Source organism: Nitratireductor sp. XY-223 (genome assembly GCF_004959855.1).
GTDB lineage: Bacteria > Pseudomonadota > Alphaproteobacteria > Rhizobiales > Rhizobiaceae > Hoeflea_A.
The window spans coordinates 1-19,697 of sequence record NZ_SPNT01000017.1; the positions used below are offsets into that span (position 1 = coordinate 1).

Below are 19,697 nucleotides of genomic sequence, written 5' to 3' on the forward strand. Positions count from 1 at the left end.
CCGATTCTGGGGCCGGGGCTACTTCTCGACAACCACCGGGGCCATCACAGACGAACTTGTACTTCAGTACCTCGACAATCACCTGCCTGACGCTACCGGCGCCAGCCGGTAGTTATTCACTCTTGATATGTTCGGTAGCTCGGCCTTGTCCTCCGGGTTCGGCGTCACCGCCTTTGCCGATGACCCGAAGGCGGAAACAGGCGAGAGCGAACCTGCGCCGATGGCGGGATCGCCCACCCGGCCCGCATCCGAAACATCCGCTTATCCGCATGTCGGCGAAGCGCACGAACGCGGCAGCAACTTCCATCTATCCGGAAGCAGGGCGCTTGCGAAGGGCTGGAAACCCCGCGCCCGCGACAACCTGGACGCCATCGCTCTTGCCGCGGCGATCGCGGCCGAGGACCGGCCCGCGACTTCAGCCGAGCAGGCCCGGCTCATCCGGTTCACCGGCTTCGGTGCGTCCGACCTCGCCAATGCGATCTTCACCCGGCCGGGCGAGGAGGGGTTCCGCAAGGGTTGGGAAGAGCTTGGTGAAGATCTGCAGGCATCCGTGAACGAGGCGGATTACGCCTCGCTTGCCCGCTGCACGCAATATGCCCATTTCACGCCCGAGTTCATCATCCGGGCGATCTGGACGGGTCTCGAACGGCTCGGCTGGCGCGGCGGCCGCGTCCTCGAACCGGGCATTGGCACCGGGTTGTTTCCCGCCCTGATGCCGGAGGCGCTTCGTGAAGCCGCCTTCGTGACCGGTGTCGAGCTCGATCCGGTCACGGCCCGGATCGCTCGCCTCCTGCAGCCGGTCGCCCGCATCGTCGGAGGCGATTTCGCGCGCACCGACCTGCCGGCGCATTTCGATCTTGCCATCGGCAATCCCCCGTTTTCCGACCGGACCGTGCGGTCCGACCGCGCCTATCGTTCGATGGGCCTGCGGCTGCATGACTATTTCATTGCGCGGTCAATCGGCCTTTTGAAACCCGGCGCGCTCGCCGCCTTCGTCACATCGTCGGGCACGATGGACAAGTCGGACGCCACGGCCCGCGAACACATCGCCAAATCCGCCGATCTCGTCGCCGCGATCCGCCTGCCCGAAGGCAGTTTTCGCGCCGATGCCGGCACGGAGACGCAAGTCGACGTCCTGTTCTTCCGCAAGCGCAAGCCGGGCGAGCCACAGGACGACGCGAGCTGGCTGGACCTTGCGGAGGTCATCCCCGCCAGCGAAGACAACGAGGCCATCCGTGTCAATCGCTGGTTCGCCGACCACCCCGATCATGTGCTCGGCCGCCACGCGACCAAATCCGGACCCTTCGGCGAGACCTATACGTGCCTCTCCGGTGACGGCGATCTCGAAGCCCACCTGGACGATGCCATCCTCTGTCTTCCGGACGCCATCTATGACGGCGAACCCGATGCGATCAATATCGATCTCGAACCTGGGACGAGCCTGAGCGATGTTGTCAGACCCGAGGATGCGCATGTCCGCGAGGGCAGCTTTGTTTTCGACGCCTCGAGAGGCCTCATGCAGGTGCTCGACGGCAAGCCCGCTCCGGTTCCTGTCCGCAAAGGACGGTCGGGCGAAGGGTTTTCGGAGAAGCAGATCAACATCGTCAGGAAGCTGATCCCGGTGCGCGGCGCGGTGCGCGCGGTCCTCAAGGCCCAGGAGACGGATCAGGCATGGCGCGACCTGCAGGTGAAGCTGCGCATCGCCTGGTCGCGCTTCGTGCGCGACTTCGGTCCGATCAATCACACCAGGGTGTCGATCACGCAGAACGAGGCGACGGGGGAGACCCGCGAGACGCATCGCCGCCCGAACCTGCAACCCTTCCTCGACGATCCGGACTGCTGGCTGGTCGCCTCTATCGAGAATTACGACCTCGATACGGACACTGCCAAGCCCGGCCCGATCTTCTCCGAACGGGTGATTGCACCGCCATCCGCCCCCGTCATCACCAGTGCCGCCGATGCGCTCGCTGTCGTTCTCAATGAGCGCGGCCATGTCGATCCCGACCATATCGCCGAGCTGCTGCATGAGGATCGGGCAACGGTTATCGAGGAGCTGGGCAGCGCGATCTATCGCGATCCGGCGGATGGTTCCTGGCAGACATCCGACGCCTATCTCTCCGGTCCCGTGCGCGACAAGCTGGCCGTCGCCGAAGCTGCGGCCGGGCTTGATCCGGCCTACAAGCGCAATGTCGAGGCCTTGGAGGCGGTTCAGCCGGCCGATCTCAGCCCCTCCGAAATCACCGCGCGCCTCGGCGCGCCGTGGATCCCCGCCTCCGATGTCGTCGACTTCGTCAAGGAGTCGATGGGAACGGACATCACGATCCGGCACATGCCGGAACTGGCTTCCTGGACAGTCGATGCCCGCATGCTCGCCTATCGCGCCGAAGGCACCTGCGAATGGGGCACAAAGCGCCGGCATGCGGGCGAGCTGCTCGCCGATGCGCTCAACAGCCGCATCCCGCAGATCTTCGACACGATCAAAGACGGGGACAGCGAACGCCGGATCCTCAATGTCGTCGACACGGAGGCGGCCAAGGAAAAGCTCACCAGGATCAAGACCGCTTTCCAGACATGGGTCTGGTCGGATTCCGAGCGGACCGACCGGCTGGCACGCCTCTATAATGCCACCTTCAACAATATCGCCCCCCGATCCTTCAACGGGGATCATCTGCAACTGCCGGGCGCCTCTGGCGCCTTTGTTCTTTATGGCCACCAGAAACGGGGCATCTGGCGAATTATCTCGTCGGGCGCGACCTATCTCGCCCACGCCGTCGGCGCCGGCAAGACCATGACGATGGCCGCCGCCATCATGGAACAGCGCCGGCTGGGCCTGATCTCGAAAGCCATGCTGGTCGTTCCCGGCCATTGCCTGGCGCAGGCCGCCCGCGAGTTCCTCGCGCTCTATCCGACGGCGCGGATCCTCGTTGCCGACGAGACCAGCTTCACCAAGGACAAGCGCCACCGTTTTCTGTCGCGCGCCGCGACGGCCAATTGGGATGCGATCATCATCACCCATTCCGCCTTCAGGTTCATCGCCGTCCCTGCCGAATTCGAAAAACAGATGATCGAGGATGAGCTCACGCTCTACGAGGATCTGCTCTCCCGGGTCGAGAACGACGACCGGGTGTCGCGCAAGCGGCTGGAGCGGCTGAATGAGGGGTTGAAGGACCGACTGGAGTCGCTGGCGACCGACAAGGACGATCTCCTGACGATTTCGGAGATCGGCGTCGACCAGATCCTCGTCGACGAGGCGCAGGCGTTCAGAAAGCTCTCCTTTGCCACCAACATGTCGACGCTCAAGGGCGTCGATCCGAACGGATCGCAGCGCGCCTGGGACCTCTATGTCAAATCGCGGTTCATCGAGACGAAGAACCCGGGCCGGGCGCTCGTGCTTGCCTCGGGAACGCCGATCACCAACACGCTTGGCGAGATGTTCTCGGTGCAGCGCTTGCTCGGATTCGAAGCCCTTAAAGAGCGCGGCCTGCACGAATTCGATGCCTGGGCCTCGACCTTTGGCGATGTGGCGACCGAGCTCGAACTGCAGCCGTCGGGCAAATACAAGCCCGTCTCGCGCTTCGCCACCTTCGTCAACGTTCCGGAACTGATCGCCATGTTCCGCTCCTTCGCCGATGTCGTCTTGCCGGAGGAGCTGAAGCAATATGTGAAAATCCCCGCCATTGCGACCGGCAGGCGCCAGATCGTCACCGCCAAGCCGACTGATGACTTCAAGCTCTATCAGCAGGTGCTCGACGCGCGCATCAAGGCGATCGAGAAACGCGAGGGGCCGGCCCAGCCCGGCGACGACATCCTCCTGTCCGTCATCACCGATGGCCGCCATGCCGCGATCGATCTTCGGCTCGTTGATCCCGACAATGACAACGAGCCGGACAACAAGCTGATCGAGAACAGCTTCCGCATCTGGCGCGAGACAGCCTCCAACACCTACCAGACCCGGGACGGCAAATCCTTCGATTTGCCGGGCGCGGCGCAGATGACCTTTTCCGATCTTGGCACGATCGGCGTCGAGAAATCACGCGGCTTTTCCGCCTGTCGCTGGATCCGCGACGAGCTCGTCCGGCTCGGTGTTCCGGCCTCGGAAATCGCTTTCATGCAGGACTACAAGAAGGCGCAAGCCAAGCATCGACTGTTTGCCGACGTCAATGCCGGCAGGGTCCGCTTCCTGATCGGCTCGTCCGAGACCATGGGCACCGGCGTCAATGCCCAGCTTCGCCTCAAGGCGCTGCATCATCTCGATGTTCCCTGGCTGCCCTCCCGGATCGAACAGCGCGAGGGCCGGATCGAGCGGCAGGGCAACCAGCATGACGAAATCGATATCTTCGCCTACGCCACCGAGGGCTCGATGGACGCGCAGATGTGGCAGAACAACGAGCGCAAGGCCCGCTTCATCGCCGCCGCGCTCTGCGGCGACACGTCCGTTCGCCGGTTCGAAGATCTCGGCGAGGGCCAGGCCAACCGGTTCGCCATGGCCAAGGCGATCGCGTCCGGCGATCAGCGCCTGATGCGGAAGGCTGGCCTCGAAGCCGATATCGCCCGGCTCGAACGCTTGCGCGCGGCGCACCGCGACGGTCTCTTCGCCGTCCACCGCCAGATCCGCAACGCCGAACGCGATATCGACCATGACACGCGGCGGATCGCCGGGATCGGTCAGGACATCGAGCGCAGGATCCCGACTGCCGGCGACGCCTTTGCCATGACAGTCGGCGAACAATCCTTCACCGATCGCAAGCCCGCCGGCCGCGCCCTGATGAAGGAAATCATGACGCTGGTGCATCTGCGGCAGGAGGACGAGACATCCCTCGCCGCGATCGGCGGCTTCGATCTGGTCTTCTGCGGCCAGCGCTTCGGAAACGACGAATTCCAGTACGATGTCGTGCTCGCACGAACCGGCGCGCAGACCGATATCGATCTCGCCCTGACCGTCACGCCGCTCGGCGCGGTCTGGCGCATCGAGCATGTGCTCGCCGGCTTCGACGACGAGCGGTCGCAGTGCCGGTACCGGTTCGACGACGCCAGGCGCCGGCTGGCCTCCTGCCAGTCCCGCAAGGGCGGGGAATTCGGCTTCGAAGACGAGCTTGCCGACAAACGCCGGCAACTCGATGCCATCGAGGCCGATCTGGCGGACGAGGTGCTTAAGGAGGGGAAGAAGGCCATGGAGGCGGCCTGAGGAAGGAAAGAGCGGGAAGGGAACCGGTCGCAGACCGGCCGGGTCCGGTGACGCTCAACCGCCGCCTGCGCCATCCCGGTCCGTCGTCCTTCGCAGGGCTGATAGCCCCGCTCGTCCCGCCGGGCAGGGACGCTCGGCCGCAGTTGCACCGGCCCGCCCGCTCCGCGGTCCCGGGGAGGTCTTCGAGAAGAAGACGAGAAAGGGAGCCGGCGGCATGCCGGGCCCACAATCCCCGAACAGGAGCTTCCCATGCATATCATCAGGATCGACCCGCGCGCGCTGAAAGACAATCCCGACGACGCCCGCAAGTCCAAATCCACGCCGCAGGGCGATGCGCTGCTGGCCGCGACCATCAAAGCCGTCGGCATCATCCAGCCGCCCGTCGTCTCCCCCGAGGCCGATGGCGGCAACGGCTTCATCATACAGGCCGGCCATCGCCGCGCGAGGGGCGCGATCGCGGCCGAGCTCGAGGAGATCGAGGTCATCGTGACCGATCCCGCCGACGATGGCGGCGCCATGCGCTCCATGGTCGAGAACATCGCCCGCGAACCGCTGAATCCCGTCGACCAGTGGCGGGCCATCGAGCGACTTGTTGCGCTCGGCTGGACCGAGGAAGGCATCGCCGCGGCGCTGTCGCTGTCGGTGCGCCAGATCAGGAAGCTGCGGCTGCTCGCCAACGTGCTGCCCGCCATGCTGGACCGGATGGCGAAGGGCGACATGCCGGACGAGCGGCAGCTCCGGACCATCGCCGCGGCTTCGATTGCCGAGCAGAGGCAAGTCTGGAAGGCGCACAAGCCCAAGAGGAACGAAACGACCTCGTGGTGGTCGGTCGCCAACGGCCTCTCCAAGACCCGCATGTATGCGCGCGACGCCAGCTTCGACGACGAGCTGGCACAGGCCTACGGCATCGCCTGGGTCGAGGACCTCTTCGCGCCCGCCGATGAGGACAGCCGCTATACCACCGATGTCGAGGCTTTCCTCGGCGCCCAGCAGGAGTGGATGACCGACAACCTGCCGAAGAACGGCATGATTACCGAGCTCAACGGATGGAACGGCCCCGAACTGCCCAAAAAGGCCGAACGCGTCTACGGCAAGCCGAAAAAGTCGGATTGCACGGCGATGTATCTCGACCGCGAGGGCAAGGTGCAGTCGGTCGTCTACCGGTTGCCGGAGCCGCGGGCGGCCAAGGGCAATGCGGGGGACGGCGGCGCCGTCGCGCCGGCGCAGCGCCCCGACGTTACCCGGAAGGGCCAGGACATGATCGGCGATTTCCGCACCGACGCGCTGCACGAAGCGCTTCAACGCGCGCCGATCGAGGACGACACGCTGATGGCGCTGCTCGTCATCGCCTTTGCCGGTCAGAACGTTCGCGTCGATTCCGGTTCGTTCCGCAGCCAGATCGCGCCCCATGCCGTCAACCTGGTCGACGAGACCGGTAATCTCGCGTTCGACAAGGACACGCTGCGCATCGCGGTCCGCTCGGTGCTGATCGAGGTGCTGTCGTGCCGCCGCAACATGTCGAACAGCGGCATCGTATCGTGGATCGCCGGCGCGGTTCTTGGAGCCGACGGCTTCCTGCCCAATATGGGAACGGAGGATTTTCTTCTGTGCCTGTCCCGGCAGGCCCTCGAGGCCGCGTGCGCGGACACGTCGGTGCTCCCACGCAACAAGGTCCGCGAGACCCGCGCCGCGCTTGTCGAACATTTCCAGGAGGAACGCTTCGTTCACGGGTCGGCGCTGTTCGCGCCCGAAGCGAACGAACTCGCCGACTGGAAGGCCCATAACGAGATCGTCGAGGACGAGGACGCCGGGGATGCCGACGGCTCCGTCGACGAACCGGACGAGGGCGACATCGAACCGGATGCTGTCTCCGAAGGTTTCCGTGAAGCCGCCGAATAGCGGTCTTCTTCCTTCCGAACGCACGTCACGCCGCCGGCACCGTCCGGCGGCGGGTCCGTTTCCACTCTTTGAACAAGGAGCACACCATGTCCGCCAAGCTCATTTTCGACCATGCGCCGATCGGTGCGATCATCGCCTATTCGGACGGCACGCCGCGCCCGCCGGAGCGCCGCCGCAGGAAACTTGCCGACTGGAAAAGCCGTAACGGGGCCGGCCGGCTGATTTGCAAGCGCGCGGCTGTCGAGCGGGGCGCTCATACGATCCCCGCTTCCTTCACCGTGCGCGAGCTGCCAAAACCCGGGTCGGTCGTCGTCATGAGCCGGCCGGGCGACCTCGGGGAGCTGGTCCATCTCGCCGCAAACCGCAGCGAGGCGGAAGACCGGCTCACCCGGCACGGCTATCCCGAAGCCGAGCTGCAGGAGGTCACGGTGCCGGGGCCGGATGCCGGGAGGGCGGCGTGAGTGTTCCCGGGGGAACAAACCTGCTCTCTCGGATCGAAGCGGCGCACCGGCAAACGAGGGCGCATCTTGAACGGATCGAACGCCAGATATCGGCCAGGGCGGAACGCATGACCACGACAGCCAAGGCGAAGGCCCGAAGACATCCCGGTAGGGAACCGCGCTGGACACGGTCGGATGAAGCCATGTTCAGGGCCTGCATCGACTAGCTGAGCTTCGAGCGGCGCGGAGAAATCGATGCCTTCAGTTGTAAGCTCACCCGGCAGGAGCATGCGATCACGGTCGTCAGGGCAAAGACCATCAGCAACGGGCCGACCAGCAAAGCGGATGCGCAAGCCGTATTGTGACGGCAGGAGCAAGTGCGGCGGGCCACGGTCATTTCCTTCACGTTGGTCGCCGGTGGAATGCCACCCCTGCAGGACTCCCTTCGGTTCTGGTCGCGGTCGTAAACCGGCGGCCGGAGCCTTCAAGGCCGCTGACGCGCCGCGATGCGGCCGCACGCACCATCCTCGCCAAACCGGTTCCGCGGAACTGCGCAAGGGCTTGACAAGCCCTGCTGGCCCGCAGGACAGGTTCGCTCGTCTCGGTCCGTGCGGACCCTGAAGCCCCCGTCTTTCCGCCGGTTTCGTTTGCCCGCGCCCGAAGGGAGGGCCGGCAGGGGCCGGCTCGAGCCTTCGGTCAAATCGTGAAGGAAAGGACCTCACATGACCAGCAACGCTCGCCCCTCCCGTCAATCCGGCAAGATCGTCCAGCTCCGCAAAGGCGCTTCCCTCGAAATGGTCCGGCTCGCCTGCCCTGACAGCGCCCAGGCCTCCCTCATCTCCGAAAGTTTCGGTCTTCCCGTCATCGACAGCGACGGCATCCGCGATCTCCACCACAAGATCATCGTCGACACGGCCGAATACCTGAACGACGGCCTCGGCGACCGTGCCATGCAGATCCATCTGCAGCGAATCGTCGGCTCCTATGTCGGCTCTGCCCACGGTGCCGGCCAGTTCTATTCCCGGGCGGTCTCCGAAGCGCGAGACGCGACCGCGAAGTCGGCCAATGACACCCGCGACGAGGATCTCGACGGTCCGGTCGGGTTCGACAGCAATGCCCAACGCAAGCGCGAGTTCGCGGCCGATATGGGCATTCAGGCCCATGCGCTCCGCTGCGCGGCCGAGGGCGTCGTGACCGCCTACGAAGAAGTCGTCGGCGAAGCCTGGAAGCCCTTCGAACGGCAGGTCGAGAACCCCGGCCAGACCGTCGACCGCAAGGCGGCCGAACTGCAGATGGCGGCTCTCGGATGAGCCGCTCGGGCGGAGCTTCGGCTCCGCCCTTTTCTATGACGCTCCGGAGGTCAGAATTGACAATTCAACGTAAAATACCTACTTTACGTAAAATGATGGAGCCTTGCGATGAAACAGTACACTTTTTCTGACATGAACCGCTCCTCGGGCGAAATCCTCGAGGCGGCAATGATCGAACCGGTCGTCCTCACCAAGCACGGCAAGGAGAAGCTTTTTGTTCTGTCCGCCCGCGATTATCACCGCATGCGCGGCGACCCGAGCCCGACCAAGTCCTATTCTCTGCATGATGCCCCGGACGATGTCCATGCGGAGTTGATGTCCGGCATCGACGCCATTGTCGAACCTGCCAAAGAAGATGCTTGAGCAGGGCGACGTCGCCGAGTTCCACTATCTCTGGCATCGCGAAGCGGAAAAGGGTGAGGAATCCGGCCGGAAGCCCCGCCCTGTCTGCATCGTCATCAAGACGCCCGGCAATCCGGACGTTGTGTTTCTCTTTCCGTTTACTTCAAAGCAGCCGCTCGACGGCCAGCTTGCGCTGCCTGTCCCCGAAATCGAGTGCCGTCGCATCGGACTCGCATCTCCGTGCTGGATCATTCTCGACGAGTTCAATCGCGTCGAGATGGACAAGGACTACGACTTCGTTTCCACCGAGCCAATCGGTTCCGTCAGCGCGGCGTTTCTCCGCGAGATGGCCGCGACAATCAAGCAGGCCGCCCGCGCGTCAGCAATCAAGGCCGTGAAACGGACCTGACGTCCGCTCCGAACCTTCCCGACTGAACACCTTGTCTCCCGCACGGTCGTCGGCCTGTGAGCACCCGCGCGGAGCGCCGTACTGGTTATCCAGCCTCGATCCGGCCAATCAACCCGCACATCGCCAGAACTCTATCCCGGACGCAGCCCAACCCGCTCTTTTTAGGGATGGCATTCCTGGTGCGGCGCGGACTTCCACGATCAACCCGTAAAGGGTCCGCTCGCAAGCGGCGGCCGCCCGGCTTTGGCCTGCGCGGTGATCGCGTCCGCCAAGCCGCACACTGACGGAGCCATCAGGAGCGGGATTGGCCCGCTCCAACGATGGAGCCCTCAGATGCAGCACGATCTTTCCCTCGCCCGGAAACACGCCCGGAAACACGCCCGGAGCCTCGCCCGCACCCTCATGACCCCGGTCGTCCTGTTCAGGTCCGACGACGAATACGGCGTCCTCCCCGCCGACGAAGTCGAGGACGCCGAGATCGTCCTCCTCTTCGAATACAGAAGCGAGCTCCGCTACGCAAGCGATTGCCGCGACGAGGAATGGAAATTAATCGCCCCGATTGTAACCCAGCCTGTCAAGGTTGGCCGGCCTTGCGAGGTAGACATGCGCAGGGTTTGGGAAGCAATCCAGTCCATCGCGACGACCGGGTGTCCGTGGCGGCAACTGCCGAAGGACTTCCCGCCGGTTTCGACCGTACGGTATCATTTCCACCGCATGCGCAATGATGGGACGTTTGCAGTTATCGGCGAGCTTCTGACAGTCGCCAGCCGCCTTGTCGCGGGCCGCGACAGCGATCCGGGTGCCGCAATCATTGACAGCCAGAGCGTCAAGACGAGCGAAAGCGGCGGCGTATCGGGCTACGACGCGGGAAAGAAGGTCACGGGACGCAAGCGCCATATCACCGTCGATACGCAAGGCAATCTTCTGTGCGCACACGTCCATGGCGCCGACATTCGGGACCGCGATGGCGCGCCCGACCTTATCGTCGACACTTTGCAGAGCTTTCCCACGGTAGCCTCCATATTCGCCGACGGCGGCGACGGCGGGGACGCAGGCGACAAGCTTCATTGCGCCGTCCTCAATCTTGAACCGAGCCCGACAATCGAGATCGTACGACGCCCGAACGGGGCGGTCGGTTTCGTCGTGATCGCAAGACGGTGGGTAGTTGAACGCACTTTTGCATCGCTGGGACGGTGTCGAAGGCTGGCCAGGGATTGGGAACGCACGGTCGCCTCATCACATGCCTGGCTGATGCTCGCAGCAATCAGACGGGCGACACGTTTAATTGCCAGGCAAGCAAAAAATGCACATGGACCCAATCCGCGGGTCACCATACCGGCTAGCGGCTTCTGAAAACGCCGTGCGAAAGGCCTGACAGAAGACCGCACTCGATCACGCGTCCGGACAATCAAATTCTTCTTGCATCAACGGCGGCAACCACAGAGGCTCTAAGCCAGTTCTGGCGACGGTACTCCCGTGGTGTGACATCGAAATTCTTTCGGAAGGACTGGGAGAAGTGGTTCAGATTGCGAATACCGCGGCGCAACGCAATCGTGCTGACGGAGTCATGGTTGAACCGTGGATCACGGAGGTCGGCGGCAATACGGTTGAGACGAGCCGCACGGATCGCCAGCGAGATCGACTGGTCTTGCTTCTGGAAAACCTCATTCAGTCTTCTTACCGAAACACCCGCCGCGTCGGCAACCCTGTAGCGGTTCAAATCCGGATCAGACAGGTTTTCCGCAATATAATTCCTGGCCCGTATCAGGAGGGTCTGCTCATGGGCCTTCAGATGGGCACCATCTCCGCTCCTCGTTGCCAAGCCGGTCGCGACAAGATCGATCAGCACCTGTTCCAGGCAGGCCCGAACTACCGGATCCGCCTGTTTAATACATGCCGCCATTCCCAGAAGCGATGACTGCACGGCCGCAGCCGTCTTTTCACTGCCCGCCACTCGCGTCGCAGTCAGCTGATCGGCATTTGGCAAGCGTTCAAGCAGCGCATCGCGCGGGATCTGCAGCACCAGTTGCCGGAAGTGATCGGGAAGATGGAGGCAATAGGGTTCGATACTGCTGTAAAGCGCGAAATCACCAACAGCGAGATCCGCCAAACCTGCTCTCTGCTCGACCGTGCAGCCCCCCTCGATCTGCAGGCTCAGAAGAAAAAAAGCATCCGAAGATCTGCTGATATCGGTTTTGCGACGTCGAACCTTTTGTGCGCTACCGGAGACATTGGAGACGGATATGTCACGCAACGCGTTGAGGGTGATCTCGCCATGGAAGCCTTTCGGGCGATCCGGATCACATTGCAGGCGCACATAGCTCTCACACACGGCCTTCCGCCAGTATGCAATTCTGTCACGTGGTGCCGCGTCAGCGGTCGTATATCGCCTCTCCGACAATTGGTTTTTCCCGGTTGTTCCCCTGTCAATTTACATGAAAATGAATATTCACTCAAATCCCGCTCGAAATCGAAGGATTTTCCGCCCAAAACAGCGGGACAGAACGGACCCATTGCTGCTTGACTCCTTCCAATGCGCCAGTCGGGAGGAGTGAAGATGACAGGGCCCATCAAAGTCGCTGCCGTACAGGCGGCACCCGTGTTCCTGGACCTCGACAAGACCGTCGAAAAAGCCTTGAAGCTCATCGATGAAGCCGGCGCGAACGGCGTCAGGGTCATTGCATTTCCGGAGACATGGATACCCGGATATCCATGGTGGATCTGGCTTGATGCACCAGCCATGGGTATGCAGCATGTCGTGCCCTATACGATGAACTCCATCGAAGCGGGCAGCCCACAGGACGAAGCCTTGGCGGCGGCAGCGAAGCGGAACAACATGCATGTTATTATGGGTGTCTGCGAGCGGGATGGCGGCTCCCTCTACATGGGACAGTGGCACTACGGGTCGGATGGCAAGGTCATCTGCCGCCGCCGCAAGCTGAAGCCGACCCATGTCGAACGCACTGTCTTTGGTGAGGGTGATGGAAGCGACATGGTGGTAAACGACACCGATGTTGGTCGCATTGGCGCTCTGTGTTGCTGGGAACACCTCCAGCCCCTCAACAAATACGCCATGTACAGCCAGAATGAGCAGATCCATGTGGCAGCCTGGCCAAGCTTCAGCCTTTATCTCGGAGCCGCCTATGCGCTTGGGCCCGAACTCAACACGGCGGCAAGCATGATGTATGCGGCCGAGGGCCAGTGTTTCGTCCTCGCGGCCTGCGCTACTGTCTCACAGGACATGTTCGATTTGCTGTGCGATACCCCGGCCAAACAGCAGTTTCTGCAGGTCGGAGGCGGTCATGCCAACATATTCGGCCCCGACGGCGCACCCTTGTGTGACCCACTTGATCCGACTGCCGAAGGCCTGCAGATCGCGGAAATCGATCTTGCGGCGATTGCGGTCGCCAAGTCCGCGGCAGACCCGGCCGGCCACTATGCAAGGCCTGATGTGTTCCGTCTGATGTTCAACGACCAGCCGGCTCCCGCCGTTGTCAATTTCTCCGATGGCGGCAAAGCCGTCGACGACGGGGTGGAAGCCGCCGCCGAAGAGCAGGTTGCCACATTGAATGAGGCCGCCGCCGGGTAACGAAAAGACGATTGGTTCCGTTACGGAACCAACCGGATGCAACAGATTTCAACAGGTGACGACATGAGCGATAGATGTTTTCCCACCGGTCGCGGGCTGCTATTTGCAGCGCTTGCGGGCCTTCTCTCGACAACCAGCTTCAGTGCTTACGCTACTGACACCACCTGGACCGTGACGAATGCCGGTTCAGGCGTGAACTCGGAATATCATGACGGCTGGGCCACGATGACTGGAGACGGACTGACGCTTTATTTCGCCTCAAACCGTCCAGGTGGTAAGGCCGTGGCAAATCTGGACGATCATTGGGCTCTTGCGAAGACGGGCGGATGGACCCGGTACGACATCTATGTTGCCCATCGATCCAGTGTGGAGGCCCCTTGGGGTGCGGCCAACTTGCTGCCGGACACGATCAACGGCACCGCGGTGGACCACAGCGCCTATGAGTCAGACGACGGACACTATCTCTTTTTTGCCAGCGATCGTCCGGGTGGATGTGGTGAGCTCGATCTTTATGTGAGCTACCGGCACGACACAACCGATGACATGGCCTGGGGAGAGGCGCAAAATCTCGGCTGTGCGGACCAGGGTGGACCCAACGGCGCGGCGATCGATTCCTGTCCGATCCTGCTTGACGGAACGGTTTATTTCACCTCTTCCAATACTCCCAATCCCGAGACTTTGGATTTCAAGAAAGCAGCCTTCGACATGTCCAGCCGCACTGGGGGTAAAGCATCGGTCATGTCCATGAGCACCGATTTCATGGACGCCCATTTTGATCCGCGGCATGGGTTGATCTGGGCCGGTTATCCCGAGGGCGGCCAAGGCGGCAGTGACCTTTGGATATTCGAGAACGTCACGACAGAAACGGATCCAGCAAAATGGGCGAGACCCAAAAACCTCGGGCCGGAAATCAACTCGGAAGCGGAAGAACATATGCCGTCAGCCACAGATGACGGACGTCTGATCAGTTTCGTTTCGGATCGTCCTGGCGGATTCGGCGGCCTTGACATTTATCAGGCATCAAAGGACTAGCCCGGTTCTCTTGCCGCATCCAGTGAAATCAAGTTCAGGGCGTGCGTATTTCAGCGATGTGTCCTGTGTCGTTGTCGGCAAGGGTTCGTGTCCTGCGGCATCACCGGGCCGCGGCGCATATTCGGGCGTGCGCCACGGCGAACTCCTGCGCCTGCGGACAAGCCGGCGCCACGGCGATCTTGATGCGGCGCACTGATATGCCGATCAAAGCGCCGATCTTGAGACGTTTCAGACGGATGGTTCCGCAGGTCGCCTCGGCGAGCGTCGTGTTCGCCAGGCCTATGCGTCGGAGCGCACAGAGCAGAACACAGGCGAATGAAGCGAACCAGAGCCGCAGTTGTTGGCCCGCATGGTATAGGCGCTGGTGCGGTCGGCATAAAGGTCGAACTGGCACTCCTTGATTCGGTTCTCCTTGCGCAGACGCCGCAGCTCGTCCCGCTCCGCGCTGGTCAGGCCGTCATCGCGTGCCCCGCCGTCAATCTCTGCATGCTTGACCCAGCCATGGATCGTGGCAACGCACGGCTCGAATTCGCGCGCAAGACTTTCAACACTGCGCCCGGCTCGCGCCAAGGCGATGATTTGGTCCCTGAATTCCGCAGGGTACGGGTTCCTGGTTCTCGGCATGATAAGCACTCTCCTTCACAAACAGAAAAGTGTCCATCAAACCGGGGGAACTCCAGGAGTAATGCTATCGATAGCAGGTTGCTTGTGGCTGGACTTCTTGACTGACTACGGATATCCCGTATATTATGACTGATGACGAATTCCAATGGGATGATGCCAAGGCAGCCTCCAACCTGTCGAAACACGGTGTTCGCTTCGAGGATGCCCAGGCGGTGTTTCATGACCCGTTTGCCGTTGAACTCCTTGATGACCGGGAGGGGTATGACGAAGAGCGTTATATTCTTATCGGGATGTCAGTGAAGGGTGTGCTGGTCGTTGTCCATACGGAGCGAGATGACAGACACCGCATCATATCGGCCCGCAAGGCTGAACCGAACGAGCAGAGATTTTACCATGAAGAGAACCGCTGACCCCGACAACGGACCGCTGACGGACAGCGACCTGAAGCGGATGAAGAGAACGCCGCGGGCGAAAATCATCCGCAGGGCGTTGAAACTGAGCCAGGAAGAATTCGCAGCCCGTTATCAGATTTCGATTGGCACGCTTCGCGATTGGGAGCAAAACCGGTCTGAACCTGACAAGGCCGCGCAAGCCTATTTGAAGGTGATCGCCTGCGAACCGGAGATGGTTCGCAAAGCGCTCAAGGCGAACTGATTTCACTGAATTGTCCTGAGTGTGGCTTTCGTTTGGGCGATTCAAATTGTCACATGGCCAGATGGGTTTTGATCTGCATGACTCTGTGCATGTCGACCTTCGCAACCGTTTTGCTGACAGATGACGAGCGCGCCGCGCTTGAAGCGCTCTGCCGTCGTCGCAAGGTCGAGGCGCTGGTCTGGAAGCGCGCGCGGGCCTTTCTGCTTCTGGATGCAGGTTATGACCCCAGGATTGTTTGCGAGATATTGGACATCGGCCCATCGGTTCTGACGCAATGGCGTTTTGCCTTTAAAGCTGAAGGTCTCGCCTTCTTTGGCCTGAAGGATTACAGCCCTCGCCAGGGGCTCCTGTCGTTCACTCAGGAAGAGGCGGTGAAAGAGCGATTCAGCGAGCATCCGGCCCGCAGTGTTGATGAAGTCCGCGCCTATATTCAGGCCGAATTTGGTCAGAGCTACAGCGCTTCGGGGGCGGCCAAACTGATGCGGCGTTTGGGGTTCGAGTACAAGAAGCCCCTCGCGCTTTGCGCGCAAGCCGATCCAGAACAGCAGCAGGCATTTGTCGACTGGTACGATGCGCTGATGACCGTCCTGTCGCCGGATGAGACGGTTGTGTTCTGCGACGCCGTACACCCCGAATATCAGAGCCGCCCCGCGCATGGCTGGTTTCCAAAAGGACAAAAGACCGCCGTGAAGACCACATCGGGTCGCAAGCGGCTCAACATTCAGGGAGCGCTCAATCTTGAAACCTTCCAATTCACCTTTGTGGAGGGCGAGAAGATCAATGCCGAAACGACCCGGCAAATGCTGGAAAAGATCGAGCGGGCCTCCCCTGCGCAGACAGCAATCCACGTCATACTCGACAACGCGCGCTACCATCATGCCAGGATACTCCAACCCTGGCTGGAAAGCCCGCAGCGGCGCGTGAAATTGCACTTCCTGCCATCATACGCCCCACATCTCAACGCAATCGAACGACTTTGGGGCATCATGCACAAGTGGGTCACCCACAATCGGCATTACCCCAGCCTTGACGCCTTCACAGCCGCCATATTCGAGTTCTTCCGAAAAACGCTGCCCGAAAACTGGACCAAATTCCGAGACACTGTTACCGACAACTTCCGTATCATCTCGACAGAAAACTACAAGGTGATATGAGCAACAAATTCAGGGCAATTCGGTCGCGGGAGTATACAACAACTTTTTCGATTTCGGCATATAGCCCTGTGCAAAAGGTAGAAAAGTCGACTTTTTGCAATTGCAGGCGACCGTTCCGCTGCTAGAAGACTGAAGAGCGACCTGCAAGCGTTGCGAAACCGTTATCTGCCACGAAGGTGGGAAGGCCAATGAACAGGAAACCGCCGCAGGCTGCAGAACGGGGCAGCAAGCGCAAGGGCGGCAAGGCAAAGGCTGTCCTGAAGCGCCAGCCGGCTTTCCGGGGCTGGGCGACGAGCGACGCCGAGGAGATCGAAAGGCGCCGCTGGCGCGGACGCACGGAAATCGCTTCGGTCGAGCCGCTGGAGCCGGATTTGGACTGCTTCGGAAGCTTCCGAACCGCTTCTGTTACCGGCGGGTCCTACGACGTCGAGATCCGAGACCTGACAGGACACCGTAACTCCTGCGGCTGCCGCGATTTCGCCACCAACGGTCTCGGCACCTGCAAGCACATCGAAGGCGTCCTGCACCATCTGAAGAAGCGCGGCAGGCGGGCTTTCGCGGCCGCTGCGAAAGCCGGCAGTCCCCGCGCGGAGGTGTTCGTGCCCGGCGATGGCGGCAGCACGATTGACGTGCTGTTTGCGGCTCAATCCGATGATGTTTCGCTGAACGCCGCAATCGGCCTGCGGGTCGAGGCCCTGAAGCATGGCGACGACGGTGCCCTTGACGCACTGCGCGCCATGGCCTCGGATCATCCCGACAGGATACGGGTGTCGCGCTATCTGGCGAACTGGCTGGAGGAGCGGCAGCGCGTCGCACTTCGGGCCGAGGATCGTGAACGGTTCCTCGCCGAGGTCGCGGCCGAACCGGCGGCCTTCGACCTCGTCCGGTTTCCACTGCTCGACTACCAGCGCACGGGCGTCTTGCATCTGGCCTTCGGCGAACGGGCCCTGTTGGCCGACGACATGGGGTTGGGCAAGACCGTCCAGGCCATCGCCGCGTGCGAGTTGCTGCGCCGGCACCGCGGCATCGGGCGGGTCCTGGTGGTCTCTCCCGCTTCGCTGAAGGCCGAATGGGAGGAGCAGATCAGGCGTTTTTGCGACCATTCGGCAATGATCGTGCAAGGCCGGCGCGGCGACAGGCTGAAGCAGTACTGCAAGCCGGCTTTCTTCACCCTTGCCAACTACGAACAGATACTCGCCGACGGCCCCGACATCAACGCCACCCTCGCTCCGGATGTCGTCATCCTGGACGAGGCCCAGCGCATCAAGAACTGGCAGACGAAGACGGCCCGGGCGATCAAGGGCCTGGAAAGCCGCTATGCCTTCGTGCTCACCGGAACGCCGCTGGAAAACCGCATCGAGGAGATCTATTCCATCGTCCAGTTTCTCGACCCGGGGCTGCTCGGGCCGCTGTTCCGTTTCAACCGCGACTACTATGTGCTCGATGATCGCGGCCGGCCGGAGGACTACCGCAACCTGGACGACCTGTCCCGCCGCCTGCAGCCGGTCATGCTGCGCCGCCGCAAGGAGGACGTCGAGGGTGAACTGCCGGGCCGCACGGTGAGCAACTACTTCGTTTCCATGACCGACGAACAGCGGCTGCGTTACGACGATTACCAGGGGCCGGCCAGTCGCCTGCTCAAGCTGGCCAGGAACCGTCCGCTGACCAAACAGGAATTCGAGCGCCTGCAGATGCTGCTGGGCTGCATGCGCATGACCTGCGACACGCCGTACATACTCGATCCGGATGTGCGCGACTGTCCCAAGCTCGTGGAACTGGAACGCATTCTTGGCGACCTCTTGGCGGACAGGCCGCAGCGCAAGGTCCTGATCTTTTCGGAATGGGTGCGCATGCTGGATCTGGTCCGCGAACTGGCCATCGAAATGGGGCTCGACTTCGCCTGGCATACCGGCGCGGTTCCTCAGGACCGGCGGCGTGCTGAAATCTCGCGTTTCCGCGGCGATCCGGGCTGCCGGCTCTTGCTTTCGTCGGAGTCGGGCGGCGTCGGCCTCAACCTTCAGGTGGCCGATGCGGTGGTCAATCTCGACCTGCCCTGGAACCCGGCCAAACTGGAACAGCGCATTGCCCGTGCCTGGCGCAAGCACCAGAGCCGCCCGGTCAGCGTCGTCAACCTGATTGCCGAAGACAGCATCGAACACCGTATGCTTTTCCTGCTCGACCAGAAACAGGAACTGGCCGATGGCGTGCTGGACGGTCTCGGCGATGTCGGCAATATCCGAATGCCGAGCGGCAGAGGCGCCTTCCTGGAACGCATGGAAGCGGTCATGGCGGGGACCAAACCCCAGACACCGCAGGATCAGGCACCGCAGGATCAGGCACCGCAAGACCCGGCCGCGCGGTTGTGTGAGGGCTTGCGGGAACGTCACGGCGACCGCTTCCTTGCGTTGTTCGCACCCGGTGGCGCGGACGAGGCATTCATGGCGGTTGTCGATGCATCGCCGCAAGACGTCGAAGAGGAACGTCGGCGGCTCGCAGAAGGACATGTCGCCGTTGAGGTGATGGACCGCCGGACCTGGGAGATGCTGTGCCGCCTGGAGACGGCCGGGGTCCTGCGGTTCGCCGGCGGTGACCGGGGCGAATTGTACCGCTCGCAGCATCTCGATGACGGCGGCGCCGCAGACCGGCAGCGCAGGGTGCAGGAACTGACGGCCGAGGCCGACCGCAAGCTGCGCATGGCGAGCCTGCTTGCCGGAGGCGACTTCGAAGCCGAGGCCCGCGCCCCTGCCGCCGAGGCGATGACGACCGCCTTGCGGGCCTTGACCGTCGGCACCGGCGCTGACGATCCGGGCGAAACAGCGCAGGCAGGCGAACTGGCCGACAGGCTGTTCGAAGAGGGCACCTTGCCATTGCATCTCAAGCGGAGCGTCGAGGGCGCGCTAAAAGACGGATCGGACCTGATCGCCGCAAGCGACCTGCTGGCTCATGCGCGCGGTTGAAAGGTGGAAGGCGAAGATGGCATGCTGTTGACCTGGCCGCGCCCCAACAACAACCGCGTCTGATCGAGAAAGCCTCGAAAGGCGAGCCTTCATTATCGCAAA

The 19,697-nt window shown here is 62.3% G+C and carries 15 protein-coding genes and 2 pseudogenes; 14 read left to right on the forward strand and 3 right to left on the reverse strand.

Annotated elements, in window-relative coordinates; translation table 11 throughout:
• The first annotated feature begins 127 nt into the window (after positions 1-127).
• The 8 genes from E4M07_RS26395 (at position 128) to E4M07_RS26430 (ending at position 10,938) form a co-directional block, all read left to right on the forward strand.
• Complete coding sequence (locus E4M07_RS26395; RefSeq protein ID WP_136661417.1) at positions 128-5,185, forward strand: DEAD/DEAH box helicase family protein; 5,058 nt, start codon at positions 128-130, stop codon at positions 5,183-5,185.
• Positions 5,186-5,434: 249 nt separating this feature from the next.
• The gene (locus tag E4M07_RS26400) at positions 5,435-7,084 is read left to right on the forward strand and encodes a ParB/RepB/Spo0J family partition protein (protein ID WP_136661418.1); all 1,650 of its coding nucleotides are present in this window, start codon (positions 5,435-5,437) and stop codon (positions 7,082-7,084) included.
• Between the two features lie 86 nt (positions 7,085-7,170).
• Positions 7,171-7,545 carry a hypothetical protein gene (locus E4M07_RS26405; RefSeq protein WP_136661419.1) on the forward strand — a complete coding sequence of 125 codons (375 nt, stop codon included), beginning with the start codon at positions 7,171-7,173 and terminating at the stop codon, positions 7,543-7,545.
• Positions 7,542-7,751 carry a hypothetical protein gene (locus tag E4M07_RS26410; protein ID WP_136661420.1) on the forward strand — a complete coding sequence of 70 codons (210 nt, stop codon included), beginning with the start codon at positions 7,542-7,544 and terminating at the stop codon, positions 7,749-7,751. The genes E4M07_RS26405 and E4M07_RS26410 overlap by 4 nt, the downstream gene beginning before the upstream one ends.
• 495 nt (positions 7,752-8,246) lie before the next feature.
• Entirely contained in the window at positions 8,247-8,834 is a 588-nt protein-coding gene (locus E4M07_RS26415; protein WP_136661421.1) for a hypothetical protein, read from the forward strand.
• 108 nt (positions 8,835-8,942) lie between these two features.
• On the forward strand, positions 8,943-9,197 hold the full coding sequence (locus E4M07_RS26420) for a type II toxin-antitoxin system prevent-host-death family antitoxin (RefSeq protein ID WP_136661422.1): 255 nt from the start codon (positions 8,943-8,945) through the stop codon (positions 9,195-9,197).
• Positions 9,169-9,585 (forward strand): hypothetical protein, encoded by a 417-nt coding sequence (locus E4M07_RS26425; RefSeq protein WP_246660626.1) that lies wholly within the window; start codon positions 9,169-9,171, stop codon positions 9,583-9,585. Before E4M07_RS26420 ends, E4M07_RS26425 begins: the two co-directional genes overlap by 29 nt.
• 333 nt (positions 9,586-9,918) lie before the next feature.
• Positions 9,919-10,938 carry an IS5 family transposase gene (locus tag E4M07_RS26430; RefSeq protein ID WP_246660627.1) on the forward strand — a complete coding sequence of 340 codons (1,020 nt, stop codon included), beginning with the start codon at positions 9,919-9,921 and terminating at the stop codon, positions 10,936-10,938.
• A 55-nt stretch (positions 10,939-10,993) separates the two neighbouring features.
• On the opposite strand, the gene E4M07_RS26435 is transcribed toward E4M07_RS26430, so the two are convergent.
• Positions 10,994-11,917, reverse strand: coding sequence for a helix-turn-helix domain-containing protein (locus E4M07_RS26435; RefSeq protein ID WP_136661423.1), 924 nt, complete (start codon positions 11,915-11,917; stop codon positions 10,994-10,996).
• Positions 11,918-12,142: 225 nt separating this feature from the next.
• Here E4M07_RS26435 and E4M07_RS26440 point away from each other — a divergent pair, with 225 nt between their 5' ends.
• Positions 12,143-13,174 carry a carbon-nitrogen hydrolase family protein gene (locus E4M07_RS26440; RefSeq protein WP_136661424.1) on the forward strand — a complete coding sequence of 344 codons (1,032 nt, stop codon included), beginning with the start codon at positions 12,143-12,145 and terminating at the stop codon, positions 13,172-13,174.
• Between the two features lie 36 nt (positions 13,175-13,210).
• A complete protein-coding gene (locus tag E4M07_RS26445; protein ID WP_136661425.1) occupies positions 13,211-14,206 on the forward strand; it encodes a PD40 domain-containing protein in 996 nt (331 codons plus the stop codon).
• Positions 14,207-14,306: 100 nt separating this feature from the next.
• On the opposite strand, the pseudogene E4M07_RS29375 reads toward E4M07_RS26445, so the two are convergent.
• Positions 14,307-14,617, reverse strand: a pseudogene (locus E4M07_RS29375) (transposase); the annotation flags it as partial.
• 54 nt (positions 14,618-14,671) lie between these two features.
• Positions 14,672-14,830 (reverse strand): annotated as a pseudogene (locus tag E4M07_RS29380) (transposase); the annotation flags it as partial.
• 125 nt (positions 14,831-14,955) lie between these two features.
• Between E4M07_RS29380 and E4M07_RS26455 the strand changes: the two are divergent.
• The 4 genes from E4M07_RS26455 (at position 14,956) to E4M07_RS26470 (ending at position 19,595) form a co-directional block, all read left to right on the forward strand.
• Entirely contained in the window at positions 14,956-15,240 is a 285-nt protein-coding gene (locus tag E4M07_RS26455) for a BrnT family toxin (protein ID WP_136661426.1), read from the forward strand.
• Positions 15,224-15,484 carry a helix-turn-helix domain-containing protein gene (locus tag E4M07_RS26460; RefSeq protein ID WP_136661427.1) on the forward strand — a complete coding sequence of 87 codons (261 nt, stop codon included), beginning with the start codon at positions 15,224-15,226 and terminating at the stop codon, positions 15,482-15,484. The genes E4M07_RS26455 and E4M07_RS26460 overlap by 17 nt, the downstream gene beginning before the upstream one ends.
• Positions 15,485-15,573: 89 nt before the next feature.
• Positions 15,574-16,638, forward strand: coding sequence for an IS630 family transposase (locus tag E4M07_RS26465; RefSeq protein ID WP_136661428.1), 1,065 nt, complete (start codon positions 15,574-15,576; stop codon positions 16,636-16,638).
• 188 nt (positions 16,639-16,826) lie between these two features.
• Positions 16,827-19,595 carry a DEAD/DEAH box helicase gene (locus E4M07_RS26470; protein ID WP_136661429.1) on the forward strand — a complete coding sequence of 923 codons (2,769 nt, stop codon included), beginning with the start codon at positions 16,827-16,829 and terminating at the stop codon, positions 19,593-19,595.
• Positions 19,596-19,697: the final 102 nt, after the last annotated feature.